Consider the following 24,770-nt stretch of genomic DNA (forward strand, 5'->3'; position numbering starts at 1 on the left):
GACGGGAAGCTCCCGGTGGACGGTCGGGAGCTTCGCCGCTACGTGGGACCCCGGGGCCTCAGTGCACCGGCACGGCCTGGCGGTGCGCCGCGCCGGCTATGCGCGGCGGTTTGACCTCGTACGCCTCCGAGGACAGGTACGCGGTCACCCGCGGCGGCCTGCCGTCCTGGTGCGCGAGCCCCAGGTAGGCGATGAGCCCGACGCCGTCCTCGAGCCGGCGCGAGGTGACGGCGGGCAGCGCCGTCAGCAGGGGCGTGGGGTCGGTGCCGAGCCGGTCGAGGACGGTCAGCGCCCGGTCGAGCGCTTCCCGGTCGTGCGCGGCGTGCTCCCGCACCGGGACGTAGAGGGTGAAGCCGCTGGGGCGGCCGCTCGCCGTCTCCGTGAACGCGTGGCAGGACTGGAACGGGCGCAGTCCGCGCGCGCCGCCGCGGCCCCGGCCGGTCGTCGTGCGGAAGAAGCTCCGTACGAGGGAGGGGTCCAGCTCGCCGGGCGCCCGGCAGAGCCCCGCCGCCTCGGCGGCCGTGAGCCCGTGGTGGGCCAGGTAGACCTTCACCCGGGGGGTCTCCCAGGCGCCCAGGTCCAGGGCGAAGAACAGGTGTCGGTCGCCCGGCGGCAGTGCGTCGAACGCGTGCCGGTGGCCGAGCCGGTGCAGCGCCTCCCGTACGGTCGTGGCGGAACGTTCCGCCCCGTTCGCCGCGGGGTTCAGGTACACCTTCAGCTTGGGGGTCGCGCCGGCGCGGAGCTCCAGCGCGCACCACAGCGCGAACGCGCCCTCGGGGGAGGCCGGGAGGAACAGGTCCGCCAGCTCGTCGAGCCGCTCGGTGCCGAAGCCCCAGCGCTCGCCCATCGCGCGGACGACCTCCAGGCCGATGCGGCCGCCCCGCGCCAGGTCGCCGGTGCCGCAGCCCGGCTCGAACAGGACCCGCAGGGTGGGCGGCGCGCTGCCCTCGAAGGAGAGTGAGAACTCCACCGGCGTGTGGTCGTCGGAGAGGAACGACCGGTCGGGCGCCGGCAGGTCCAGCGGCCGGTCGGCCACCGGGCCGAGCGCCGCGATCAGGGTCAGGGCGTGGTCGGCGCTCTCGGCCGCGTCGAGGCCCGCGGTCGCGCAGAGCCGGAGCAACTGGTCCGTGACATGGGCGCCGAGGGTGCGCGCACCGGGGGCTAGGCCGTGACTCCCGAACGCGGTCACCGGCCCTCCCCGGTCCGGCCGGCCCGGACAGACGGATACCCGCCGGTGGGGCGGGTATCCGTGGGGACCGCGGGGGCGGGGCGCCGCGGCAGGGCGCCGGTTATGGGTATGTGGTCCAACACCACACACCTCCTCATTCTCGTGAGTAACGCGGAATGTCTCATACCGCGTGCCTCACTACCCGTCACATCAGACGTCCATGCCGGGGTGCAGGAGTTGTGGGTGTTGGGTGAATCACTTCTTGAGCCAGCTGAGGAACGAGCTCCACATACCGGTGCGTTCGGCCGCCTGGGGCGCCGCGTGCCGCCCGCCCTGGGCCGGCGCCGTGTCCCGTACCGCCGTGTGGGCCGGTGCCACGCTGACCGGGGTGAAGCGGGCCGGAAGCGCGGTCAGACCGCGACTGAAGGCACCCGGACGCCACGTCAGACTGTCGTCGGGAACGGCGAGTTCGACGTCGGGCAGCCGATTGAGCAGGTTCTCGACGGCGGTGACCGTGATCTGCCGCGCCGGGTCCTTCGACGGGCAGCCGTGCGGTCCGGCGCTCCACGCCAGGTGGGCGCGGTTGCTGCCGGTCTGCCGGGAGGCCGCCAGGGCGGGGTGCGAGTTGGCGGCGGCGAAGCTGACCAGGACGAGGTCGCCGGCCCGCAGTTGCTGCCCGGCGAACTCCATGTCGGAGGCCGGGTAGTGGGGCGCGAGGTTGGCGATCGGGGGGTTCTCCCACAGCGTGTCGTCCAGGGCCTCGTCGATCAGCCCGCCCCGGTGGGCGTACTCGTCGTCGGTGAGCAGCCGGTGCAGGGTGTTGCCGATGAGGTTGCGCATCGGCTCCGCGCCCGCGGCGAGCAGCAGCGCCAGCTGGTGGACCATCTCCTCGTCGGTCAGCCGCACCTGGTGCTGCATCAGCCACGTGGTGACGTCGTCGCCGGGCGCGCTCCGCTTCAGGGCGACGAGCTCCCCGGCGGCCTCGAACATCACCTCGGCGGCCTTCTCCGCGTTCACGCCCTCGAACATGTTGTTGATGCCGAAGAAGACCCGGTCGCCGATGTCCGCCGGGCACCCGAAGAGCTGGTTGAAGACGAGCAGCGGGAGCATCTTGGCGTAGTCGCCGAGCAGGTCCGCCGAACCGCGCGAGCCGAACTGGGCGATCAGGTAGTCCGAGACCTGCTCGGTGCGCCGGCTCAGCCGGGTCGTGTCGATCCGGGCCATGCTGTCGGTGATGGCCTGGCGCAGCCGCGCGTGCTCGGCCCCGTCGCTGAACATGGCGTTCGGGCGGTACGCGAGCAGCGGGGCGACCGGGCTGTCCGGCGGGATCAGGCCCTGCTGGAAGGCCCGCCAGCGGCGCGCGTCCTTGCGGAACGAGCCGTTGTCCTGGAGCAGTTGGAGCGCCGTCGGGTAGTCGGTGACGAGGGTGGCCTCGACACCGGGGGCGAGCTCCACGGGCGCGGTCGGGCCGTACTGGCGCAGGTACGCGTAGTACGCCTGCGGGTCGGCCGCGAACTCCGGTCCGTACAGCGGAACGCGGCCGCCCAGGGCGTGCGCGGGGCATCCGGGCGGGGGCACCGGAGTGGGGGTCGATGCGTCCATATCGGCTTACTGCTCCTGTTGGGCACGGTCCAGCAAAAAGCGGACGAGAGTGGTGAGGGCTGCGGCGGACGACGCCTCGTCGCGCGCGTCGCAGGTGACGACGGGGGTGTCGTCGAGCAGGTCCAGCGCCTCACGGAGCGCCGTCTCGTCCCGCACCGGGGAGCCGTCGAAGTTGTTGACGGCGATGGCGTAGTCGAGTCCGTACTGCTCGATCAGGTCGATGACCTCGAAGGAGTCGGCCAGCCGCTCGGGGTCGACGAGCACCAGCGCGCCGAGCGCGCCGCGCGCGAGGTCCTCCCACACCTGGACGAACCTCTGCTGGCCGGGGGTGCCGAAGAGGTACAGCACGACGCGGTCGCTGATCGTCAGCCGGCCGAAGTCCATGGCCACCGTGGTGGTGGTCTTGCTCCGGACGCCCTTGAGGTCGTCGACCCGCTCCGCGGCCCGGGTCATCCGCTCCTCGGTGGACAGCGGTTCGATCTCGGAGATCGCGCCGATGAAGGTGGTCTTGCCGACGGCGAAGTGCCCGACGACGAGGATCTTCACCGGGATCTGCGTCGCTCCGTCCCGGACGTACGCCTGCTCACCCAAACTTGCGGCGGAGGCCATTGAGCACCTCCTCGAGGATCTCCCGGTCGGCGAGCGGCGCCCGCGCCACCGGGGCGCGGGTGAGGACGTAGCCGCCCTCGGTCAGCGACGCGAGCAGGATCTTCACCACGCCCAGTGGCAGCCGGGTGTGCCCGGCGATCTCGGCCACCGACAGATAGCCGGCCGAGCAGATGTCGAGCAGCCGCTGCTCCTCGGGGGACAGCCGGGTCGGCCGCTGCCGCCCCTCGTCCGGCGCCGCCGTCACCAGGGTGATCAGCGAGAGCTGCGCGTCGTCCGGCAGGCCGCGGCCCTTGGTGATGACGTACGGCCGCACCAGCTCGGCGGCCTCCGGCTCCCACATCTCGGCCCCGGTCATGACCGCGCGCCGAGGTTCTCGCGGGGCGGGGTCATGAGCACCTTGCCGAGCTGGCCGACGAGCTGCTGCATGCGGAAGGTGATGTCGGCCATGTCGACCTCCGGACCGGCCGAGACGCCGAGGTAGGCGCCCTCGCCGGCGGAGATCAGGAAGACCCAGCCGCCGTCGAACTCGACGAGCGTCTGCCGCCAGCCGGCCCGGGGGTCCTCACAGAAGAACCCGAGCGAGCGGCTGAGCGACTGCACGCCGCTCATGGCGGCGGCGACCCGGTCCGCGTTGTCCTTGTCGAAGTCCTTCGTCCGGGCCATCAGCAGCCCGTCGGCGGATATCAGGACCGCGTGCAGGGCCCCGGGTATCTCCAGGGCGCTGTCGAGCATCCATGACAGATCGTCGTTCACGAGACCTCATGTCCTTCGCTGCTTGCACCACGGGTGCTGCTCGTCGGGTCCACTACCTCCGGTTGGGTGGCCCGGCCTGACTGGGTGCCCCGCTGGAAGGCGCCCATGATCGCCGCCGTCTCGGCGCCGCTGCGGCCGGGGGTGTGCACGCCGGGAGCGCTGTTCGGCACGATCGCCATCGGCCGCTTGCGGCGGCGACGGGGCAGGCCGTCGGCGGTGGCGTCGAGGGTCGGTGCGACCTCGGGCCCCCCGGTCTGCGGGATCCCGGTCTGCGGCATCCCGGCCGGCACGGTCGGCGCCACGGCCGGCATGGCCGGAGCCGCGGGCCGCTGGTCCGGCATGCCGGTGAGCAGGTCGTGCGGGAGCAGGACGACGGCGCGGACGCCGCCGTACGGGGACGAGGAGTCCACGGACACCTCGAAGCCGAAGCGCTCGCACAGCACGCCGATGACGGCGAAGCCGAACTGCGGCGGGTTGCCGAGTCCGGAGACGCCGGAGACGCGGTTACTGGTGAGCAGGCGCTCGGCGCGGGCCCGCTCCTCGTCGTTCATGCCGACACCGGCGTCGTCGACGACGATGCAGACGCCCTTGGGCACGGTCCGGGTGTTGATCTCGACGACCGTGTCCGGGCTGGAGTAGCTGGTGGCGTTGTCGAGCAGCTCGGCGAGCGCCAGGGCCACCGGCTCGACGGCGCGGCTGGTGATGCCGAAGTCGACGCGGGAGAGGATCTCCACGCGGCGGTAGTGCCGGATCCGGCCCTGGGCGCTGCGGACCACGTCGTACACGGAGGCGACGTCGCGGTGCCGGCCCAGCCAGCCGTCGCAGAGGACGGCGATGGACTGCGCGCGCCGGCCGAACTGCGAGTTGGTGTGGTCGATCTCCAGGAGGTCCTGGAGCATGGCGGACTCGCCGTACTTGTTCTGCAGCCGGGAGACGATCAGCTGCTGCTCGGCGGCGAGACCCTGCAGGGTCCGCATGGCGGACTTGAGGACGGTCTTGGTGCCCTCCTCGGCCTGTTCCTGCGCGGCCGCGACGGACTGCGAGTAGCGGTTCTCCAGGTCGGAGTAGTGGGTCCTGAGCCCGTCGATCTCCTGCCGCAGGGCCCGGCCCGATCCGCGCAGGCGGACGATGACGGCGACAGCGGCAAGGACGAGGACCAACAAAACCCAGAGCACAGGGTTCTGTATGTATTCCGTCATAAGACTCTCTTCAGGCGACCGACGGCCAGTAGCTGCATTCCCCTCAATGCGGGTGAACCGGCGGAACCGCCCGCATCGGGACGCCGCTCGGACCGCCCACGTCGTTGGAGGTGCTGTCCTGCGCTCATCCGCCCGCCCCGCTTGCGCGCAGATCGTATCACTGTGCGATTACGTGACGGTCAGTCAATAGACGGGAGGCGTAAAAGAGTCGGTCCGTACGGAAGGGTCGTCGCTGACCTGCGGAGACGCCGCGGAAGGGCGGTGACTGTCAGTGCTGTGTGGCAGCATCCGGCCCCATGCCAGACGAGAACGACTTCGCAGTCGCATCCGAAGAGGCGGCGGTCCTCAAAGGACTCACCGAGGCCGAGCAAGTGCTTTTCCGTTCGATGCATCCGTCCGACACGTACGCTCCGCCGGACCGGTACGCCGAGCGGTGGCGGGACATCGCCGCGATACCCGCGTACGCGGCGTACGCCCGCCGGGCGTTGGAGGCGGCGGCGGAGCGCGTCGAGGCGCTGCATCGGGGCGTGATCCCGTACGTGGCGGAGAAGGCGTTCACCGCGGACGAGGTCGACGCCCTCGGGCGGGCCGCCCGCACCGCACTGTTCCGCGACGAGCCCTGGCTGCCCGCGCTGCTCGACCGGCTGCTGCCCGGTGTCGCGGTCGCCCCCACGGCCGCGAAGACGCTGCCGTCCCAGGCGCTGCTCTTCGAACTCGTCCGCGCCGGGCGTGACTTCCCCACCCCCGAGCTGGTCACCGCCGTCCGCGCCGCCCGTGCCGCCACCCGGCACGGCGGGGTGCCCAAGCAGCTCGACAAGAACCTCAAGAAGGTCGAGGCGAACCTGGTCGAGCGCGTCGAGGTCGCGCTGCGGCAGCCCACGCTCGGCTTCGGCCCCGACGGCGTGCTGCGGCGTGAACTCGGGCCGTACGAGGCCGTCGTCACCGCCGGCGCCGGCGGCGCGACGCTGACCTGGTCCAAGGACGGCCGTGCGCTGCGCTCCGTGCCCGCGCCCGCCCGCCGCGACCACCCCGCCGAGGTCAAGGAGCTGCGCGACCTGGCCAAGCGGGTCGACATCCAGCACGGCACCCTCGCCCGGGCCCTGGAGGCGGGCTGGACCGCCGACATGATGCCCCCGTACGCGCGCTGGCGCGCCGAACTGGCCGAACACCCGGTCGCGCGGGCCGTGGTGCGCCGGCTGATCTGGGAGATCGAGACGGCTCCGGGCGCATGGTGGGCCGTCCTGCCGGAGTTCGACGCGCTGCCCGACGCGCCCGAGGACGCGGCCGTACGGCTCTGGCACCCGCTGCGCTCCGACCCGGAGACCGTGGAGTCCTGGCGCGACCTGATCACCGGGCGGGAGCTGCGCCAGCCGTTCAAGCAGGCGTTCCGGGAGATCTACCGGCTCACCCCGGCCGAGGAGGGGACCCGCGACTACTCCAACCGCTTCGCCGGCCATCTCGTCCACTACCGCCGCATGTTCGCGCTGTTCCGGGCCCGTGCGTGGACCAGCCGGCTGCTCGGGCCCTGGGACGGCGGGGAGGAGGACGCGGCCTCGCGCACGCTGGCGGCGGGGGAGTGGACGGTCGACTTCCGGCACGCCCTGGCGGACTGGTCGGACGACGACCTCATCGCCTCCACCGACCAGGTGCGCTTCCGCCGCCGCACGATGCGCGGGTTCCAAGAGGCGTCCCTCGCGGAGGTGCCGCCGCTGGTGCTCAGCGAGGCCATGCGCGACGTGGACCTGTTCGTGGGTCTGACCTCGATCGCCGCTGACCCGGAATGGAGGGACGGGGGGCGGCGGCCGTACTGGGAGCAGGCCGGCTTCGGCGAGCTGAACGGGACCGCCCGGACCCGCCGTGACGTGCTCGAACGGATCCTGCCGCGGCTGAAGATCGCCGACCGCTGCACCCTGGACGGGCGGTGCCTGGTCGTCCGCGGCGAGCTGCGCACGTACAAGATCCACCTGGGCTCGGCGAACATCCGGATGGCGCCGGACGACGCGTACCTGTGCGTGGTCCCGGCCTCGCGGAAGCCCGACGGGAAGGTGTTCCTGCCGTTCGAGGACGACCGGCTCTCGCTGATCCTCAGCAAGGCTTTTCTGCTCGCCGACGACGCGAGAATCACGGACGATTCGATCCTGACCCAGATCAAGCGGCCCAGCAGCTGACACGAACGGAGTCACCATGTCGTACCCCGAGCCCCGCTACCACGGCGAGACCGGCGAGATCACCGCTACCTACCGCCCGGCCTCCGCGCCTCCGGAGCTGACCTCGCGCAACGGCACGCAGACCCGCTATCTCGCCACCACCGCCTCCACGGGCGGCGAATTCGGGCTGTACCAGGTGGACATGACGCCGAAGGCGGGCGGCCCGTCCACCCACTTCCACCGGACGATCTCCGAGACCTTCTACGTCCTCGACGGCACCGTCCGGATCTTCGACGGCAAGAACTGGGTCGACGCGCGGCGCGGCGACTGCGTGTACGTGCCGACCGGCGGGCTGCACGCCTTCCGCAACGACTCCGACGAACCCTCCTCCATGCTGCTGCTGTTCGCGCCGGGCGCGCCCCGCGAGGAGTACTTCGAGAAGGTCGGCACGGTCGCGCGGATGACGGAGGACGAGCGCGCCGCGTTCTTCCTCAAGCACGACACGTACTGGACGGACTAGGACCGGTCCGGGGCGGCTTCCTCCGGCGTCGCCTCGGGCGCGAGGCCGGTCTTGGTGCCCGCCCCGCACAGGGGCAGCACCGTGGTCCCGGGGCGCGGCGGTTCGGCGCGTACGGCCGCCCAGCAGGCCGCGGCGGTCGTCTCGACGTACAGCCCGCGCCGGGCCAGGTCCGCCTGGGCGGAGCGGATCTGATCGTCCGTCACGGTCAGGAAGGTGCCGCCGTTGTCGCGGACCGCCTTCAGGATCTGCGCGGCGCGCGGCGGGTGCGGGATGGCGATGCCCTCGGCGAGGGTGGGCCGGGCCTCCGCCGCCGCGTCCAGGGCGTCCGCGCCCGCGCGGTACGCCGCCGCGAGCGGCGAGACGGCCTCAGCCTGGACCGCGACCAGGGCCGGCCGCCGGTCGATCAGCCCGTGGCCGTGGAGTTCGCCGACGGCGAGGGCGGCGCCGAGGAGCAGGGTGCCGTTGCCGACCGGGACGACGAGGGTGTCGGGGAGTGTGCCGCCGCCGTCCTCCCACAGCTCGTAGACATAGGTCTTCGTGCCGTGCAGGAAGTGCGGGTTGAAGACGTGCGACGCGTAGAAGGCGCCGGGTTCGCCGGCCGCCTCCTGCGCGGCCCGCGCGGCGGCGTCCCGGCCGCCGGGGACGACGACGAGCCGCGCGCCGTGCGCCCGGATCTGCTCCAGCTTCTTCGCGGAGGTGCCCTCGGGGACGTACACCGCGCAGGGCAGCCCGGCCCGCGCCGTGTACGCCGCGATCGCCGTGCCCGCGTTGCCGCTGCTGTCCGCGACGACGAGGCGCGGCTCCAGACGGCGGGCCAGTTCGGCGAGCATGACCGCACCGCGGTCCTTGAAGGACGACGTGGGGGTGAGGAAGTCCAGTTTGGCGCTGATGTCCTCCGTCAGCGGGACGACGGGCGTCCGGCCCTCGCCGAGGGTCACCCGGGGTCGGGAAGTCGCCAACGGCAGCGCCTCGGCGTATCGCCACAAGGAATTCACACGAGACGCGAGGGACGGAAGTGACACCGGCGCGGCGGTGAAGTCCAGATCCCAGGGACCACGGCACAGCGGACAACACCAGGTGAGCGCATCCGAGGCGGCTCGGGACCGGCATCGGGGGCACACGTAGGCCGTCATGGCGGCCAGCGTGACAGGCGTGTGGCGGCCTCGTTGCATGGCGCTCGGGGCTCTTGTGCGATTCCTATGGATCGGCCAATCTTTCGCTCGGCAGTCGACAAGGGAAACGCCAGGGGAGCTCGATCAGCGTTTGTCATGTCCCTGCCGCACCCCCACAGCAACGCACCACCTATGAGGAGGACCCCTCACATGTCAGTGATGCGTGATTCGCGGCGCAGATTCGCCGCGGCCAGCGCCATAGCCGTCGCCGCCCTCGCCCTCGGCACCCTCTCCGCCCCCGCGGCCGTGGCGGCCCCGGAAGGCGTCATCGAGAACGCCGGCGCCCCCGGCGCGATCGCCGGCAGCTACATCGTCACCCTCGAGGAGTCGGCGCAGGCCGAGACCTCGAAGGGCCGCGCGGTGGCCGCCGAGTACGGCGCGACGATCAAGAAGACGTACACCTCGGCGCTCAACGGCTACAACGTCGAGCTCTCCGAGGCGCAGGCGAAGAAGCTCGCCGCCGACCCGGCGGTCAAGTCCGTCGCGCAGAACCGCGTCTTCAAGATGACCGGCACCCAGCCGAACCCGCCGTCCTGGGGCCTGGACCGTCTCGACCAGCGGGCGCTCCCGCTGAACCAGAGCTACACCTACCCGGACAGCGCGGGCCAGGGTGTCACGGCGTACATCATCGACACCGGTGTGCGGATCTCCCACAGCGACTTCGGCGGCCGCGCCTTCAACGGCTACGACGCCGTGGACAACGACAACGTGGCGCAGGACGGCAACGGCCACGGCACCCACGTCGCCGGCACCGTCGCGGGCAACGCGTACGGCGTCGCCAAGAAGGCCAAGATCGTCGGCGTCCGGGTGCTCGACAACAACGGCTCCGGCACCACCGCCGGCGTCGTCGCGGGCATCGACTGGGTGACGCAGAACGCCGTCAAGCCGGCCGTCGCCAACATGAGCCTCGGCGGCGGGGCGGACTCGACCCTCGACGCGGCCGTCCGCAACTCCATCGCGTCCGGCGTCACGTACGCCATCGCGGCCGGCAACAGCAACGCCAACGCGTCGAACTACTCCCCGGCCCGCGTGACCGAGGCGATCACGGTCGGCTCCACGACCAACACCGACGCCCGCTCCAGCTTCTCCAACTACGGCTCGGTCCTGGACATCTTCGCCCCGGGCTCCAACATCACCTCGGCGTGGAACACCGGCGACTCCGCCACCAACACCATCTCCGGCACCTCGATGGCGACCCCGCACGTGGCCGGCGCCGCCGCCGTCTACCTCGGCGACAACCCGTCCTCCACGCCGGCCCAGGTGCAGACCGCGCTGGTGAACAACTCCACCCCGAACGTGGTCGGCTCCCCGGGCACCGGCTCCCCGAACCGCCTGCTCTTCGTGGGCGGCGGCGGCACCACGCCGCCTCCGACCGGCAAGCGCTTCGAGAACACCACGGACTACACGATCCGCGACAACGCGACCGTCGAGTCCCCGGTCACCGTGTCCGGCATCTCGGGCAACGCCCCGTCGGCCCTGCAGGTCCCGGTGAACATCGTTCACACCTACATCGGTGACCTCCAGGTCCAGCTGATCGCCCCCGACGGCTCGGCGTACACGCTGAAGGGCTTCGGCACCGGCGGCAGCGCGGACAACATCAACACCACGTACACCGTCAACGCCTCCTCCGAGGTCGCGAACGGCACGTGGAAGCTCCGCGTCACGGACAACGCCGCCTGGGACACCGGCAAGATCGACTCCTGGGCGCTGCAGTTCTGAGCGACCTGAACGGCTGAACGGATGAGGGGGGCGGCCGCCGGCGGGCGGCCGCCCCTTCGTCACGCACGGGCCATCAAACCCGGTCGTCCTCTTCGTCCTCGTCGTACTCCTCGAAGACGTAGTCCACCGGCTCGGCGACCCAGCCCGCCGAGAGCACCAGGCGGGAGGTCCGGTGGACGGTGAGGAAGCCGAACGGCCGGTCGTGGACGAGGTCGACGCGGCGCACGACGTACGGCTGCCTCGGCGGCTCCCAGGCGCCGCCCGCGCAGGCGGCCATCGCCCGCCGCGGAGAACACCGTCCCCGCGCCGGGCGCCGCGGGCCCGGGGCCCTGGGTCGCCCAGCGCGAGGTGAGCCCGTTGACCGCGCGGATCGTCGCCGTCGTCGCCCGCAAAGCCGCCCCCTCGTGTCCGCCTGTCAGGCGAGCACGGTACCGGCGGCCCCGCGGGGCGCGGCGAGCGATTTCCGGCGCCCGGCGGTCCCGGCGCCCGTGATCTCAGCGCCGGCCGAGGGCCCGGTCCACGGCGGTGATCAGTTCGCCGTCGGGGGTGTCGCCGTCCAGGGACCAGAACATCGCGCCGCCGAGGCCCTCGGCGCGCACGTACCGGGACTTGGCGCGCAGCACCTGCGGGTCGTCGTACGTCCACAGGGTCGTGCCGTCGAACAGCCAGGCGTGTCCGTTGCGGCGGTCGCGGTGGACCGTGTACGTGCCCGAGTCGGCGAGCTTCTTCAGGGCCTTGTAGTCCTCGTACCCGGCTGCCCAGGTCGCCGGGGCGGGGCCGGTGGCAGCCTGGCCGAGGCCGTCGCCGCCGCCGGAGACGCCGGTCCAGCCCTGGCCGTAGAACGGCATGCCGACGACCAGCTTGCGGGCCGGTGCGCCGCGCCTCAGCCAGTCGTTCACGGTCTGGTCGACGCTGAAGTCGTTCTCGGCGAACAGTGCGGACTGCTGGGCGGTGGTGGACTCCCAGGAGCCGTGGAAGTCGTAGCCCTGCAGATTGACGAAGTCGAGGTCACGCATGATCTTCCGGACCTCGAAGCCCGCGTCGATCTTGGCGGGGGCGGTCGGGACGAACGCGGTCAGCTCGTAGTGCTTCCGCTTCTTCCCCTGCTGCCGGGACTTGCTGTAGGCGTCGAGCTGGGTGCGGAACTCCCGGACCAGGGCGGTGAAGTTCTGCTTGTCCTCGGGCCGGAAGACCGTGTCCGTGTCGCCGGCCGAGCCGGGCCACTCCCAGTCCAGGTCGATGCCGTCGAAGAGCCCCGCCGCCGCGCCCGCGCCGCCCCGGGCGCCGTCGGCGGGCAGGTTGCCCTTGATGTAGAGGTCGATGCAGGACGACACGAACGCCTTGCGGGAGGCGGGGGTCCGGGCCGCGTCGGAGAAGTGCGTGGACCAGCTCCAGCCGCCCAGCGAGATCAGGACCTTGAGGCCGGGGTGCTTGGCCTTCAGCTCCTTCAGCTGGTTGAAGTTGCCCGCCAGGGGCTGCTCGGCGGTGTCGGCGACGCCGTCCACGGAACCGGCGGCGTCCAGCGGACGCACGTAGTCGGCCCAGGCGTCGGCCTCGCCGGGCACGTTGCCCGTGAAGCACTTTCCGTCCGGACCCACGTTGCCGAAGGCGTAGTTGACATGGGTGAGCTTGGCGGCCGTGCCGCTGGTGTCCAGGTCCTTGACCTGGAAGTTCCGTCCGTAGACACCCCATTGCGTGAAGTAGCCCACGCGCTTGAGCGCGGGAGCGGCGCCGTGGCCGCCGGTGGGCTGGGCGGAGGCCGGGGCGAGGCCGGCCACCAGAGCGAGGGTGACGACGGAGGCTGCGCCGAGGGTCAGCCGGGAAAGAGTTCTGCGACGCATGAGTCTCGTTCCTGTGCGAAGGCCGGGAAGGGGGCGGTGCGCGGCTGTGCGTACAGGAAGGTATTGGTCTGGACCAATGGGGTCAAGGGGGCGGTGGGACTCCGTTCGGCGCAGTCGTCCTACCGCGGGTAAACCCCAGCGCAGAGGAAGATCATCACATCGAGTGAAACTCTGGCCCATGCTTGCGGGGTGCGACCGACGGTTGTCAGTCTGTAGCTGTCCGTCAACCTGAGGGGAGTGTCCAGTGACGTTCGGTGAGCAGCCGGCGTATCTCCGCGTGGCGAGCGATCTGAGAGAGAAGATCGCGAACGGTTCGCTGCCCCCGCACGCCCGCCTTCCCTCGCAGGCCCGCATCCGCGAGGAGTACGGGGTCTCGGACACCGTCGCCCTCGAGGCCCGCAAGGTGCTGATGGCGGAGGGGCTGGTCGAGGGCCGCTCCGGCTCGGGCACGTACGTACGCGAACGACCCGTGCCGCGCCGTGTCTTCCGCTCGGGCAACCGGCCGCCGACCGGCGCCAACCCGTTCCGTCAGGAGCAGGCCGAGGAAGGCACCCGCGGCACCTGGGAGTCCAGCAGCGAGCAGGAGCCGGCGAGCGCCGCGACCGCCGCCCGGCTCGGCGTCGAGCCCGGCGAGCGCGTGATGCGCACGCGGTACGTGTACCGGGACGCCGGCGAGGCGATGATGCTCTCCACGTCGTGGGAGCCGCTGGCCGTCACCGGCCGCACGCCCGTGATGCTTCCCGAGGAGGGGCCGTTGGGCGGCTGCGGCGTCGTCGAGCGGATGGCCGCGATCGACGTCGTCGTCGACAACGTGGTGGAGGAGGTCGGCGCCCGTCCCGGCCTCGCCGAGGAGCTCCTCACCCTCGGCGGTGTTCCCGGTCATGTGGTCCTCGTCCTGGAGCGCACCTTCTACGCCTCCGGCCGCGCGGTCGAGACCGCCGACGTGGTCGTTCCCGCCGACCGCTACCGCATCGCCTACCACCTTCCGGTCCGCTGACGGACCCTCGACTCCCCTCGCTTCCCTCGCCTCCCGTGCCGACTCCCGTGCGACTTCCGTGCCGACGCGGCACTCGGTGCCGCCGACTGGCCGGATCCGTATCTCTTTGTGAAAACCTCGATCCGCTGAGTAAAGGTCAGGCGTAAGCTCGGGCATATGCGGATTGCGGTTTCCTGGGGATCGTCGACGGTGCGCGGACCGGCGGAGGGAGGGCTCCTATGACTGAGGGCAACGCTGTCCTCCCCTGGCTGGTCATACGTCAGGACGACAACGGCAACCGCTATCGCGTGGGCCGTTACGCCACCAAGGACGAGGCGCAGAAGATCGCCGACAGTCTCGACGACCGCGGACACAAGCAGCTCTACTGGGTGGAGCGCATCGGGCAGCCCGCGCTCTGACCGCCGTCCTCCCCGCCCGGACCTCCGGGCTAGGCTCCGGCCCATGACCGATCACAACGCCGACCACGTGGTGGTGGTCGCCGGAGCGCTGTACGAACGGGGGCGTCTGCTGGCCGCGCGCCGCAGCACCCCGCCCGAGCTGGCCGGCCGCTGGGAACTGCCGGGCGGCAAGCTCGAACCGGGGGAGAGCGCCGAGAAGGCGCTGGTGCGCGAGTTGCGCGAGGAACTGGGCGTGGACACCGAGCCGGGTGAGCGGATCCCCGGCGAGTGGCCGCTCAAGCCCGGTTACGTCATGCGGGTCTGGACGACACGGCTGCTCGCGGGCGAGCCGGAGCCCCAGCAGGAGCACGACGAGGTGCGCTGGCTCGGCCGCGACGAGCTGGAGTCGGTGGACTGGCTCGACGCCGACCGCCCCGCGGTCGCCGCGGTCGCCGCCCGGCTGTGGCCCGCGGCGGACGCGTAGAGCGGGGCGTCGCGACGCGAGGACGCGCCGCCGGACGGAAGGCGCGTCACGACGCCGGGATGCATCGTGACGCGCGGAGCGGGCACTCGTACGGTGGGGCGCGTGCTCATGCCCGTACGCCGTTCGCGTCACCGTGCACCCCGGCCGGGAAACCTGCGATATCCCGCCCCAAATATCGGGTATGTGCCCATTAACCCTCTGAAAAGGGACACAGGTCTCCCGCTGGGTCTGGGGAAGTGGTCGCGTGATCGACAACGAGGGCCACCGCGCCGAGTGGAACTTCCCGGCGGAGGCGGACGCCGTGCGCGCGGCCCGTCACGTGGTCCGCGACACCCTGCGGACCTGGCGCATCGACCCGAACGTCCGCGACGTGACCGTGCTCCTCGTCTCCGAACTGGTCACGAACTCGCTGCAGCACGCCTCCGGTCCGATCGGCGTGCGCCTCGTCCGGCAGCAGCCCAACGGCGACGGACACCCCGGCCTGCTCGTGGAGGTCTCCGATCCGCTTCCGGATCCTCCGCTGGAACGCGACGCCGGACCCGACGACGAAGGTGGCCGTGGCCTGCAGCTGGTGGCCTGTTCCGCTCGCCGCTGGGGCACCCGCAAGGGCAGGACGGGAAAGACCGTGTGGTTCGAGCTGGCTCTCCCTGGTTAGAAGACAGGAGGGACTTTCGATCACGGGACCCGGCTTGAAATGAACGAGACCACCCTGTGATCGTGAACGTCGTGCCGACCGGGGCCGTAGTGCTGAATACTGCGTGCATGGCCGGTCCGGTGCGGTGAGCTGGAGGGGACGGTCGCGTGAGCGAGATACCTGGGACGGCGAGCGGCGTCGTGTGGCAGAGCAACCCGCCTGGCTCGATCTACGACTACATCAGGGTCGCCTCCTTCTCGATCGGGCCCGACGGGCTCGTCGACCAGTGGAGCCGGCGCGCCGTCGAGCTGTTCGGCGTGCCTGTCGACGAGGCCATGGGCAAGGACCCGGTCGAGGCGTTTCTGCCCCGTGAGCTGCGCGAGCGCGGTCATCGCAGGATCGCGGAGATACTCGACGGCAAGGAATGGACCGGCCTCGTCCCGTTCCGGATCCCCGGGCAGGGCCGTCCGCACGGCATCGCCGAGATGTATGTGATGCCCAGTGAGACCAGGACCGGTGACCGGGCCGCGCTGTGCATCGTCGTGGACGTCCGGGCGCTGCGTCAGATCGAGACCGACCTCGCCGCCTCGCAGGCGATTTTCGGTCAATCGCCCTTCGGCTTCCTGCTGTTCGGCACCGACCTCACCGTGCAGCGCGCCAACCAGCGCTTCGCCACCGTCTTCGGCGGCTCCGCCGACGACCACCGGGGCCGCACCGTCCACGACTACCTCGCCCGCCCCGAGGCCGACCGGCTGACCGCCGCGCTCAAGCGGGTCCTGGAGACCGGCGAGTCCGTCACCGAACTCCAGATCATCGGCGCCCCGCCCGGCAGCACCGACCGCCGCCACTGGTCGATCAACCTGTACCGGGTGCACAGCGGTTCCGGACGCCCCATCGGCGTCGCCGGCCTCGGCATCGACGTCACCCGCAGACACAACGCGGCCCGCGAGGCCGCCAGCGCCCGCCGCAACCTCGCGCTGCTCAACGAGGCCGGCGCCCGGATCGGGAACTCGCTGGACCTGGAGGCCACCGCCCGCGAGCTGCTCGACGTGGCCGTCCCCGGCTTCTGCGACCTCGCCTCCGTCGACCTGTACCAGGGACTGCTCACCGGCGACGAGGCCCCGCCCGGCCGCTGGGGCTCCCCGCAGGACGTCGGCTACGGGGCGGGCAGCGCCGAACTGCGCCGGGTCGCCTTCGCCAGTGCCGTCTCCGACGCGCCGGTGGAGCTGCGCTCCGTACCGGGCGGCTGCGAGGACGGGTCCGTCGAGCTCGGCTCCGTCCACCGTTACCCGTTCAACTCCCCCTGCGCGAGCGCCCTGCGCACCGGCCGGGTGCGCACCGTGCCCGGGCCCGAGGGCAGCCTCGTCCAGTCCACGCTCACCGTGCCGATGGTCGCCCACGACACCGTCGTCGGCCTGGTGCAGTTCTCCCGCGCCAAGGGCAGCGAGCCGTTCGGCGAGCGTGACCGGGCGCTCGCCGTCGAGCTCGCCGCCCGCGCGGCCGTCTGTATCGACAACGCCCGGCTGTACCGGCGCGAGCACGAGCGGGCCCTGATCCTGCAGCGCAGCCTGCTGCCGCCCGGCGACCCCGAGGCCGCCGGCCTCGACATCGCCTGCCGGTACCTGCCCGGCAACGCGGCCACCGAGGTCGGCGGCGACTGGTTCGACGTCATCGAACTCCCCGGCCACCGCACCGCCCTCGTCATCGGCGACGTGATGGGCCGCGGCCTGCGCGCCGCCGTCGCCATGGGCGAACTGCGCACCGCGGTCCGCACGCTGGCCCAGCTGGACCTCGAACCTGCGGAGGTCCTGTCCCACCTCGACGAGATCGCCCGCGGGCTCGGCGCGCCCGCCGGGGCGCAGACGAGCGGGCGGGCCCACAAGACCCGCGGCCCCGAGCTCGCCGAGGTGTACCTCGCCACCTGCGTGTACGCGGTCTACGACCCGGTCACCCGGCGCTGCACCTTCGCCAACGCGGGCCATCTGCCGCCGGTTCTCGTCGAGCCGGGCGAGCGGGCGATGCTGCTCGACGTGCCGCCGGGCATGCCCCTCGGCGTCGGCGGGGAGCCGTTCGAGGAGGTCGAGGTCGAGCTCCCGGAGGGCGCGCTGCTCGCCCTGTACACCGACGGGCTCGTCGAGTCCCGCGACCATCCGCTCGACGAGGGCATGAACGCCTTCCGGCGGGCCCTGACCGAGCCGGGCCGGCCCGCCCTCGAGGACGTCTGCGACCACGTCCTGAACACCCTGGACACCGGGCACGGCCAGGACGACATCGCCCTGCTGATGGCCCGTATACAGGGCCTGCCCGCCGAGGCCGTCGGTGACTGGAGCCTGCCTCGCGAGCCCCGCTCGGTCGGCAAGGCCCGCGAGCTGGCCCGCGGCCAGCTCACCGCCTGGGACCTCGAACCGCTGGTGGACACGGTCGAACTGCTCGTCAGCGAACTGGTCACCAACGCGCTCCGGTACGGCGAGGGCGACATCCGCCTCCGCCTGCTGCGCGACCGCACCCTGGTCTGCGAGGTCTGGGACTCGGGCCTGGTCCAGCCTCGCCGCCGCCGCGCCCGCGACACCGACGAGGGCGGCCGCGGCCTGCAGCTGGTCGGCCTCCTGAGCGCCGCCTGGGGCTCCCGCCGCACCCACCGCGGCAAGACGGTCTGGTTCGAACTCCCCCTCCCGGACGGCGACAACAACGCGGAACCGACGGTGGAGCAACTGCTGAGCATGTTCTGAGGCCGCTTGTGGGCCGTCGTTCCGCAGTGGGGTCCCCCGGACGGAGTCCGGGGGGAACGGGTGGGCACGAGCCCCGGAGGGCGGTGACTGCTCCGGGGCGCTCACCCCGAGGGCCTCAGCTCTTCAAGGCTGCCAGCCGCGCCTCGATCTCCGCCGAGTCGGTGAGCGTCTCCAGTTGCTCGAACTGGGCGTCCAACGAGGACGCGGCCAGTTCCTGCTTGCCCGCCGCGCGGGCTTCCTCGCGCCGGACCTTCTCCTCGAACCGCGCCAGGTCGCTCGTCGGGTCCAGGACGTCGATGTTCTTCACCGCGTCCAGCATCGTGTTCTGCGCCTGCGCCGAGCGGGCGCGGGCCACGAGTTCGTCGCGCTTGGCCTGCAGCTCGGTCAGCTTGGCCTTCATCCGGTCCAGGCCGGACTTGAGCTTGTCCACCACCTCGGTCTGGGCCGCGATCGTCGGCTCGGCCGACTTCGCCTCCTTCTCCGACTGGAGCTGGCGGCCGAGCGCGACCTTCGCCAGGTTGTCGAAGCGGTCCGCCTCCGCCGTCTGCCCCGCCGCCCGCAGCTCGTCCCCCTTGCGGCTGGCGGCCAGCGCCTTCGTCCCCCACTCCTGCGCCGCGGCCACGTCCTCCCGGTGGTCCTGCTCCATCAGCCGCAGATTGCCGATGGTCGCCGCCACCGCCTCCTCCGCCTCGCGGATGTTGTCCGTGTACTCGCGGATCAACTGGTCCAGCATCTTCTGCGGGTCCTCGGCCTGGTCGAGCAGGGCGTGGATGTTGGCCTTGGCCAGCTGGGTGACCCGGCCCAGGATCGTCTGCTTGCTCATGGGTGCCGCTCCTTGTGCTCGTACGTGGGGGAGGTACGTCGTCAGAACCGGCCGCCTCCGCCCCGCCGGCCGCGGGTGCCCCCGCCGCCGAAACTGCCGGGACCGGGCCCGCCCCCGCCGAAACCGCCGCCGAAGCCACCCCCGCCGAACCCACCGCGGCCGCCCCCGCCCCCGCCGCCTCCGCCGCCCCCGAACAGGCCGCCCAGGATGATGCCGCCGAGCACCGCGCCGCCGAGGCCGGAGCCGCCGGCCGTACGGGACGGGCCCGGGTATCCGTAGCCGCGTACGTCCTGCTCCGCCAGCTCCTGCGCCTGCCGGGCCAGGGCGTCCGCCTGCTGGGCCTCCGTCAGCGCGGCCTGCGGGTCGCCGCTCTCCGCGAGCTGCCCGGCCCGGTCGAGCCGCCGCTGCGCCTCGGCCAGCCGGGTGCGGGCCTCGCTGCCGACCGCGCCGCGGTGCGTCGTCACGTAGTCCGCCGCCGCGCCGACCGCGGACCGCGCGGTCAGCAGCGCCTGGTCCAGCAGGACGCGGGCCCGCCCCGCGCCCGCCTCGCGCTCGCGGACCCCCGCCAGCGCCTCGTCCAGCGCCGCGTCGGCCTCCTCCACCCGCCGCAGCGCGTCGAGCGGGTCGTACCGTCCCGCCTCGACGACCCGTCGCACGTCCGCCAGGACGGACTCCGCGCGGGCCACCCGGCCGCGCAGGTCAGCCGAGTCCCGCGCGGCCTGCAACAGGCCGTGCGCGTCGGCGAGATCGGCCTCGGTCTCGGTGAGCGCCACCGACAGCCGGCCCACCGCCTCCGCCAGTTCCCGGGCGCGCCGGTCGACGGCCTCGATCAGCCGGGCGGCCTGGTCGACAGCGCCCTCGGCGGCCCTGATGTGCACCGCCGCGACGGCGTTCCCGCCCGCGGCCACCGCCTCGCGGGCCCGGTCGAGGTTGGTGGTGGCGAACACCAGCCGGTCCTTGGCCTGCGCGGCGTCGCTCGCGACCGGCGCCGCGGCGGACTCCGCGTACCGCTGCCGCATCGCCTCCAGGGCCGCCTCGGCCGTGCCGATCCGCGCGACCTGCGCGCGGTACGCGGCATCGGCGGCCTCCAGGGCCCGCGGGGCGTCCCGCTCCAGGTCGCGCAGCCGGTCGAAGTCCTCGGCGACGGCGTCGAGGCGGGCGTCGGCGTCGGCACAGCGGCGCAGGATCTCGTCGAGCATGGACCGGCGGGTCGCGTCGTCCTCGGGGTAGGCGTCGTCGAGCGCCTGGCGCAGCCGGAACGCGGCCGTCAGCTCGTCCTGCGCGTACCGCACGGCCTCCGTGAAGGGAGCGACCGCCTCCTCGCCGAACTGGGCGGTGGCGAAGCCCAGTTCCTCCTGGCTGGTGCGGACGGCGTCGTCCGCGGCGACCAGGGCCCGGCGGGCCTGCCCGTCCAGCTCGGGCAGCGGGGTGGGGGCGGGCTGCTTGGGGGCGCCCCAGGCCGGCGGCGCGGGCGCGGCGGGACCGGCGGCGCGCCGGCGCCCGGCCCGGCGGCTGACCAGATACGCCGCGCCGGCCGCCGCGAGACCCACGACGGTCACCGGCAGCACGTAGTCGCTCGCCTCGACGGTGTCCGCGTCGCCGCCGCCGGGGTCGGCGGGGCCGGGGCTGATGCCGGGGACGGGCACGGGCTGCCCGCCGAGCACGGCGTCGTAGCCGTTCGCCGCGCCGATCGCGGCGCCGGCCCAGTCGTTCTGCCGCAGCGGGGGCTCGATCGCGGTCCGGGCGACGTCGTCGAGCTGCGGGTCGGTGAGCGGCGAGCCGGCGTCCACCGAGTACGCGTACTGGCGGTCGTGGGTGGCGACGGCGAGCAGCACGTCGTCGCGGCCGAGGCCGTTGCGCTCGGCGGTGGCGTCGGCCCAGTCCTGGGCGGGGCGGCCGGAGAAGTCCCGTACGTAGACGACGAAGAGCTGCAGCCGCCGCGCGTCGTAGAGCCGGTCGAGCGCGGCGGCGACGGAGGTGCGGCGCTGCCCGAGGGCGTCGACGCGGTCGGTGATCTGGCCTTCCCGGGAGAGCACGACGGGGTCCTCGGCCAGGGCGCCGGGGGCGGCGGGCACGCTCAGCCACCATGCCGCCGCGAGCAGCGCGAGGAGGGCACGGGCGGCACCCCGGGTGGCTCGTCGTGTCACATTCGGGAGGCTATGCGCGGACTCGCCCCCTCGCGACCCGACGCCGGACGGTCACTGTCAGTAGCGACCTCTAGGGTGGTGATCGTCTCGAAGCAGTGACGGCACGACACCCGGGGGGTCCGGTGCAGCAACGTGTACGGAAATGGTGGCGCAGGGGCCGCTGGATCGTCCTCGCCCTGGCTCTGCTGCTGGTGCTCCCGCCCCTGGGCGCGTACGCCGCGCTGCGGGTGACCTACGCGGGTGACGTGGCGGAGGGCACGACGTCCCGCGGCAAGGACGCGATCTGGCTGGGCCACGCCTGGGTGGACGGCCGCAAGAAGGACGCCGACGTGGCGGCCTTCGCCGCGCGGATCAAGGGCACCGGGATACGCGACCTGTACGTGCACGCGGGTCCGCTGGAGCACGACGGCACGCTGCCCGCGGACCGGTACCCGCGGGCGAAGTGGCTGATCGACGCCGTGCACCGCACGATGCCGGGGATACGGGTCCAGGCCTGGCTCGGCGACATCCTCGCGACCGAGGGCCCGGACGGCCTGCGCCTGGAGCAGACGGAGTCCCGGGCGGCCGTGGTGGCGTCCGCGCGCCAGATCCTCGACGCGGGCTTCGAGGGCGTCCACTTCGACCTCGAACCCCTCCACTCCGGCGACGCGCACTACCTCTCCCTCCTGGACGACCTGCGCGAGCTGACCCGCGCCCGCAGGGCCCAGCTCTCGGTGGCCGCCCATCAGATAGACCCGCTGCCGGCCGCGCACACGGTGGTGGGCGCGCTGTCCGGCAGCGAGAAGTGGTGGTCGCAGGAGTTCTTCGGCCAGGTCGCCCGCCGGGTCGACCAGATCGCCGTCATGTCGTACGACACGTGGATGCCGCTGGAGGTGATGTACGGCGGCTACGTCGCGCAGCAGACGGAGCTGGCGCTGGAGGTCACGCCGGAGGACACCGACCTGCTGATGGGTCTGCCCTTCTTCCACGAGGACGACCTCGGGCACCATGACTCCGCCGAGACGGTCGCCGCCGCCGTCCGGGGTACCCGCCTGGGCCTGACCGCCGCCGACCCCGGCCGCAAGCGCTTCGGCGTGGCCCTCTATGTGGACTTCGCCGCGGAGGAGGGGGACTGGACCGCCTATCGCGAGGGCTGGCACTGAACCGGACGGTCCGGGGCCCGCGGGCACCCGGACCGTCCCGCCGGTCAGCTCTTCCGTCTGCCGATCTTGTTGCCGAGCCAGACCAGGGGGTCGTACTTGCGGTCGACGGCGCGTTCCTTCAGGGGGATCAGGGCGTTGTCGGTGATGTGGATGTCCTCCGGGCAGACCTCCGTGCAGCACTTGGTGATGTTGCAGTAGCCGAGGCCGTGGTCCTCCTGGGCGGTGCGCTTGCGGTCCAGGCCGGTCTCCTCGGCCGCGTCCAGGGGGTGCATGTCCAGCTCGGCGATGCGCATCAGGAAGCGGGGGCCGGCGAAGGCGGGCTTGTTCTCCTCGTGGTCGCGGACCACGTGGCAGGTGTCCTGGCACAGGAAGCACTCGATGCACTTGCGGAACTCCTGCGAGCGCGCGACGTCCTCCTGCGCCATCCGGTACTCGCCGGGCTTCACACCGGGCGGCGGGACGAAGGCCGGGATCTCGCGGGCCTTCGCGTAGTTGAAGGACACGTCCGTCACCAGGTCCCGCACCACGGGGAAGGCCCGCAGCGGGGTGATGGTGATCGTCTCGTCCCGGCCGAAGACCGACATCCGCGTCATGCACATCAGCCGCGGCCGCCCGTTGATCTCCGCCGAGCACGAACCGCACTTGCCCGCCTTGCAGTTCCACCGCACCGCCAGGTCCGGCGTCTGCGTGGCCTGCAGCCGGTGCACGATGTCGAGGACCACCTCGCCGTCGTGCACCGCCACCGAGAAGTCCCGCAGCTCCCCGCCGTCGGCGTCACCCCGCCACACCCGGAAGTGCGCGTCATAGGTCGTCACGACAACTCCTCGTCCGCGAGGTACTTGGCCAGTTCGTCCTTCTCGAAGAGCGCGAGCAGGTCCGGGCGGACCGGTTCCGTGGTGACCCGCTCCAGGTCCACGCCGGTCCTGTCCTTCCGCAGCCGGCACAGCAGGTTCGCCGCCCGCCAGGAGCGGTCCATCGCCGGGTAGTCCTCCCGGGTGTGCCCGCCCCGGCTCTCCGTGCGCTCCAGGGCGGACCGGGCCACGCACTCGCTGACCAGCAGCATGTTCCGCAGGTCCAGGGCCAGGTGCCAGCCGGGGTTGAACTGCCGGTGGCCCTCGACCCCGGTCCGCCGCGCCCGCTCCCGCAGCACCGCGAGCCGCTCCAGCGCCTCGGCCATCTCGCCCTCGCGCCGGATGATCCCGACCAGGTCGTTCATCGTCTGCTGCAGCTCCTGGTGGAGCGCGTACGGGTTCTCCACCGGGCCCTCGTCCGACGCCTCCGCCCCGAACGGGGCCAGCGCCTCCTCGGCCGCCGCGTCCACCGCGGCCGCGGAAACCTCCGGACCGGACCCGGCGGACGCCGCGTACCGCGCCGCGTGCAGCCCCGCCCGCCGCCCGAAGACCAGCAGGTCCGAGAGCGAGTTGCCGCCCAGCCGGTTCGAGCCGTGCATCCCGCCCGCGACCTCGCCGGCCGCGAAGAGCCCGGGGACCCCGACCGTCGCGGCCGACTCCGAGTCGACGGCGATCCCGCCCATCACGTAGTGGCAGGTCGGCCCGACCTCCATCGCCTCCGCCGTGATGTCCACGTCCGCCAGCTCCTTGAACTGGTGGTACATCGAGGGCAGCCGGCGACGGATCACCTCCGCCGGCATCCGCGTCGACACGTCCAGGAACACCCCGCCGTGCGGCGAGCCCCGGCCCGCCTTCACCTCGGCGTTGATCGCCCGCGCCACCTCGTCACGGGGCAGCAGTTCCGGCGGCCGCCGGTTGTTCTCCGGGTCCTCGTACCAGCGGTCGCCCTCCTCCTCCGTCTCCGCGTACTTCTCCTTGAAGACGTCCGGGACGTAGTCGAACATGAACCGTTTGCCCTCGGAGTTCCGCAGCACCCCGCCGTCACCGCGCACCGACTCGGTGACGAGGATCCCCTTCACCGACGGCGGCCAGACCATCCCGGTCGGATGGAACTGCACGAACTCCATGTTCAGCAGCGGCGCCCCCGCCAGCAGCGCCAGGGCGTGCCCGTCGCCGGTGTACTCCCAGGAGTTCGAGGTCACCTTGAAGGACTTGCCGATCCCGCCGGTGGCGAGGACCACGGCGGGGGCTTCCAGGACGAAGAACTTCCCGCTCTCGCGCTCGTAGCAGAAGACCCCCGTCACCCGGCCGCTCTCGTCCTGCAACACGCGGGTGACCGTGCACTCCTGGAAGACCTTCAGCCCCGACTCGTGGTCGCCGGTCTCCGCGAAGTCCTTCTGCTGCAGTTGCACGATCTTCTGCTGGAGCGTGCGGATCAGCTCCAGGCCCGTCCGGTCGCCGACGTGCGCGAGCCGCGGGTACTCGTGTCCGCCGAAGTTCCGCTGCGAGATCCGCCCGTCCGCCGTCCGGTCGAAGAGCGCGCCCCAGGTCTCCAGCTCCCAGACCCGCTCCGGTGCCTCCTGCGCGTGCAGCTCGGCCATCCGCCACTGGTTGAGGAACTTGCCGCCGCGCATGGTGTCGCGGAAGTGGACCTCCCAGGAGTCGTGCGCGTTCGCGTTGGCCATGGCGGCCGCGATGCCGCCCTCCGCCATCACCGTGTGCGCCTTGCCGAAGAGGGACTTGCAGATCACCGCCGTACGGGCGCCCCGCTCGCGCGCCTCTATGGCGGCGCGCAGCCCGGCACCCCCCGCGCCCACCACCACGACGTCCCACTGCTGTCGGTCGACCTGTGCCAT

At 72.4% G+C, this 24,770-nt stretch carries 22 protein-coding genes; 9 read left to right on the forward strand and 13 right to left on the reverse strand.

Translation table 11 applies throughout. The features are described 5' to 3' along the window. Positions 1-58 precede the first annotated feature (58 nt). The 6 genes from ABZO31_RS21690 to ABZO31_RS21715 all read right to left on the reverse strand — a co-directional run bounded on the left by ABZO31_RS21690 (position 59) and on the right by ABZO31_RS21715 (position 5,331). The gene (locus ABZO31_RS21690; protein ID WP_406862912.1) at positions 59-1,189 is read right to left on the reverse strand and encodes a tryptophan dimethylallyltransferase family protein; all 1,131 of its coding nucleotides are present in this window, start codon (positions 1,187-1,189) and stop codon (positions 59-61) included. Between the two features lie 234 nt (positions 1,190-1,423). Further along, positions 1,424-2,770, reverse strand: a complete 1,347-nt coding sequence (locus ABZO31_RS21695; RefSeq protein ID WP_406862913.1) for a cytochrome P450 — start codon at positions 2,768-2,770, stop codon at positions 1,424-1,426. A 6-nt stretch (positions 2,771-2,776) separates the two neighbouring features. Beyond that, positions 2,777-3,379, reverse strand: coding sequence for a GTP-binding protein (locus ABZO31_RS21700; protein ID WP_406862914.1), 603 nt, complete (start codon positions 3,377-3,379; stop codon positions 2,777-2,779). Continuing rightward, positions 3,354-3,734, reverse strand: coding sequence for a DUF742 domain-containing protein (locus ABZO31_RS21705; RefSeq protein WP_406862915.1), 381 nt, complete (start codon positions 3,732-3,734; stop codon positions 3,354-3,356). The genes ABZO31_RS21700 and ABZO31_RS21705 overlap by 26 nt, the downstream gene beginning before the upstream one ends. Continuing rightward, entirely contained in the window at positions 3,731-4,132 is a 402-nt protein-coding gene (locus tag ABZO31_RS21710) for a roadblock/LC7 domain-containing protein (RefSeq protein WP_406862916.1), read from the reverse strand. Before ABZO31_RS21710 ends, ABZO31_RS21705 begins: the two co-directional genes overlap by 4 nt. Then, positions 4,129-5,331 carry a sensor histidine kinase gene (locus ABZO31_RS21715; RefSeq protein ID WP_406862917.1) on the reverse strand — a complete coding sequence of 401 codons (1,203 nt, stop codon included), beginning with the start codon at positions 5,329-5,331 and terminating at the stop codon, positions 4,129-4,131. The genes ABZO31_RS21710 and ABZO31_RS21715 overlap by 4 nt, the downstream gene beginning before the upstream one ends. Positions 5,332-5,627: 296 nt before the next feature. Between ABZO31_RS21715 and ABZO31_RS21720 the strand changes: the two genes are divergently transcribed. Next, complete coding sequence (locus ABZO31_RS21720; RefSeq protein WP_406862918.1) at positions 5,628-7,499, forward strand: DUF4132 domain-containing protein; 1,872 nt, start codon at positions 5,628-5,630, stop codon at positions 7,497-7,499. A 16-nt stretch (positions 7,500-7,515) separates the two neighbouring features. Beyond that, positions 7,516-7,998: a cupin domain-containing protein gene (locus ABZO31_RS21725; protein WP_406862919.1), complete on the forward strand. Its 483-nt coding sequence runs from the start codon at positions 7,516-7,518 to the stop codon at positions 7,996-7,998. Here ABZO31_RS21725 and ABZO31_RS21730 read toward each other — a convergent pair. Further along, on the reverse strand, positions 7,995-9,131 hold the full coding sequence (locus ABZO31_RS21730) for a pyridoxal-phosphate dependent enzyme (protein ID WP_406862920.1): 1,137 nt from the start codon (positions 9,129-9,131) through the stop codon (positions 7,995-7,997). The two genes, ABZO31_RS21725 and ABZO31_RS21730, sit on opposite strands and share 4 nt — an antisense overlap. Before the next feature lie 189 nt (positions 9,132-9,320). Between ABZO31_RS21730 and ABZO31_RS21735 the strand changes: the two genes are divergently transcribed. Beyond that, a complete protein-coding gene (locus ABZO31_RS21735; RefSeq protein WP_406862921.1) occupies positions 9,321-10,889 on the forward strand; it encodes a S8 family peptidase in 1,569 nt (522 codons plus the stop codon). 73 nt (positions 10,890-10,962) lie between these two features. Here ABZO31_RS21735 and ABZO31_RS21740 read toward each other — a convergent pair whose 3' ends face one another. Further along, positions 10,963-11,166: a hypothetical protein gene (locus ABZO31_RS21740; RefSeq protein WP_406862922.1), complete on the reverse strand. Its 204-nt coding sequence runs from the start codon at positions 11,164-11,166 to the stop codon at positions 10,963-10,965. A 217-nt stretch (positions 11,167-11,383) separates the two neighbouring features. After that, positions 11,384-12,730, reverse strand: a complete 1,347-nt coding sequence (locus ABZO31_RS21745) for a glycoside hydrolase family 18 protein (protein WP_406862923.1) — start codon at positions 12,728-12,730, stop codon at positions 11,384-11,386. A 244-nt stretch (positions 12,731-12,974) separates the two neighbouring features. Here ABZO31_RS21745 and ABZO31_RS21750 point away from each other — a divergent pair, with 244 nt between their 5' ends. The 5 genes from ABZO31_RS21750 (at position 12,975) to ABZO31_RS21770 (ending at position 17,951) form a co-directional block, all read left to right on the forward strand. Next, positions 12,975-13,727, forward strand: a complete 753-nt coding sequence (locus tag ABZO31_RS21750; protein ID WP_406862924.1) for a GntR family transcriptional regulator — start codon at positions 12,975-12,977, stop codon at positions 13,725-13,727. 218 nt (positions 13,728-13,945) lie between these two features. Beyond that, on the forward strand, positions 13,946-14,125 hold the full coding sequence (locus tag ABZO31_RS21755; RefSeq protein ID WP_406862925.1) for an SPOR domain-containing protein: 180 nt from the start codon (positions 13,946-13,948) through the stop codon (positions 14,123-14,125). Between the two features lie 43 nt (positions 14,126-14,168). Beyond that, on the forward strand, positions 14,169-14,588 hold the full coding sequence (locus ABZO31_RS21760) for a (deoxy)nucleoside triphosphate pyrophosphohydrolase (RefSeq protein ID WP_406862926.1): 420 nt from the start codon (positions 14,169-14,171) through the stop codon (positions 14,586-14,588). Positions 14,589-14,832: 244 nt separating this feature from the next. Beyond that, positions 14,833-15,243, forward strand: a complete 411-nt coding sequence (locus tag ABZO31_RS21765) for an ATP-binding protein (protein WP_406862927.1) — start codon at positions 14,833-14,835, stop codon at positions 15,241-15,243. 146 nt (positions 15,244-15,389) lie between these two features. Beyond that, positions 15,390-17,951, forward strand: a complete 2,562-nt coding sequence (locus tag ABZO31_RS21770) for a SpoIIE family protein phosphatase (RefSeq protein ID WP_406862928.1) — start codon at positions 15,390-15,392, stop codon at positions 17,949-17,951. 115 nt (positions 17,952-18,066) lie between these two features. Here ABZO31_RS21770 and ABZO31_RS21775 read toward each other — a convergent pair whose 3' ends face one another. Then, positions 18,067-18,774 carry a PspA/IM30 family protein gene (locus ABZO31_RS21775; protein WP_406862929.1) on the reverse strand — a complete coding sequence of 236 codons (708 nt, stop codon included), beginning with the start codon at positions 18,772-18,774 and terminating at the stop codon, positions 18,067-18,069. 41 nt (positions 18,775-18,815) lie between these two features. Beyond that, positions 18,816-20,921, reverse strand: coding sequence for a TPM domain-containing protein (locus ABZO31_RS21780; RefSeq protein WP_406862930.1), 2,106 nt, complete (start codon positions 20,919-20,921; stop codon positions 18,816-18,818). Between the two features lie 122 nt (positions 20,922-21,043). On the opposite strand from ABZO31_RS21780, the gene ABZO31_RS21785 reads away from it, so the two are divergent. Further along, entirely contained in the window at positions 21,044-22,063 is a 1,020-nt protein-coding gene (locus ABZO31_RS21785) for a hypothetical protein (RefSeq protein WP_406862931.1), read from the forward strand. 44 nt (positions 22,064-22,107) lie between these two features. Here the strand turns inward: ABZO31_RS21785 and ABZO31_RS21790 are convergent, their stop codons facing one another. After that, complete coding sequence (locus ABZO31_RS21790; protein ID WP_406862932.1) at positions 22,108-22,878, reverse strand: succinate dehydrogenase/fumarate reductase iron-sulfur subunit; 771 nt, start codon at positions 22,876-22,878, stop codon at positions 22,108-22,110. Then, a complete protein-coding gene (locus tag ABZO31_RS21795) occupies positions 22,875-24,770 on the reverse strand; it encodes a fumarate reductase/succinate dehydrogenase flavoprotein subunit (RefSeq protein ID WP_406862933.1) in 1,896 nt (631 codons plus the stop codon). The genes ABZO31_RS21790 and ABZO31_RS21795 overlap by 4 nt, the downstream gene beginning before the upstream one ends.

Source organism: Streptomyces solicamelliae (assembly GCF_045348655.1).
GTDB lineage: Bacteria > Actinomycetota > Actinomycetes > Streptomycetales > Streptomycetaceae > Streptomyces > Streptomyces solicamelliae.

What these genes read in the sequence shown, in the direction of transcription:
- ABZO31_RS21695 (WP_406862913.1), bottom strand. Translation starts at nt 2,770, where the DNA reads ATGGACGCATCGACCCCCACTCCGGTGCCCCCGCCCGGATGCCCCGCG.
- ABZO31_RS21700 (WP_406862914.1), bottom strand. Translation starts at nt 3,379, where the DNA reads ATGGCCTCCGCCGCAAGTTTGGGTGAGCAGGCGTACGTCCGGGACGGA.
- ABZO31_RS21705 (WP_406862915.1), bottom strand. Translation starts at nt 3,734, where the DNA reads ATGACCGGGGCCGAGATGTGGGAGCCGGAGGCCGCCGAGCTGGTGCGG.
- ABZO31_RS21715 (WP_406862917.1), bottom strand. Translation starts at nt 5,331, where the DNA reads ATGACGGAATACATACAGAACCCTGTGCTCTGGGTTTTGTTGGTCCTC.
- ABZO31_RS21720 (WP_406862918.1), top strand. Translation starts at nt 5,628, where the DNA reads ATGCCAGACGAGAACGACTTCGCAGTCGCATCCGAAGAGGCGGCGGTC.
- ABZO31_RS21725 (WP_406862919.1), top strand. Translation starts at nt 7,516, where the DNA reads ATGTCGTACCCCGAGCCCCGCTACCACGGCGAGACCGGCGAGATCACC.
- ABZO31_RS21730 (WP_406862920.1), bottom strand. Translation starts at nt 9,131, where the DNA reads ATGACGGCCTACGTGTGCCCCCGATGCCGGTCCCGAGCCGCCTCGGAT.
- ABZO31_RS21735 (WP_406862921.1), top strand. Translation starts at nt 9,321, where the DNA reads ATGTCAGTGATGCGTGATTCGCGGCGCAGATTCGCCGCGGCCAGCGCC.
- ABZO31_RS21740 (WP_406862922.1), bottom strand. Translation starts at nt 11,166, where the DNA reads ATGGCCGCCTGCGCGGGCGGCGCCTGGGAGCCGCCGAGGCAGCCGTAC.
- ABZO31_RS21745 (WP_406862923.1), bottom strand. Translation starts at nt 12,730, where the DNA reads ATGCGTCGCAGAACTCTTTCCCGGCTGACCCTCGGCGCAGCCTCCGTC.
- ABZO31_RS21755 (WP_406862925.1), top strand. Translation starts at nt 13,946, where the DNA reads ATGACTGAGGGCAACGCTGTCCTCCCCTGGCTGGTCATACGTCAGGAC.
- ABZO31_RS21760 (WP_406862926.1), top strand. Translation starts at nt 14,169, where the DNA reads ATGACCGATCACAACGCCGACCACGTGGTGGTGGTCGCCGGAGCGCTG.
- ABZO31_RS21775 (WP_406862929.1), bottom strand. Translation starts at nt 18,774, where the DNA reads ATGAGCAAGCAGACGATCCTGGGCCGGGTCACCCAGCTGGCCAAGGCC.
- ABZO31_RS21795 (WP_406862933.1), bottom strand. Translation starts at nt 24,770, where the DNA reads ATGGCACAGGTCGACCGACAGCAGTGGGACGTCGTGGTGGTGGGCGCG.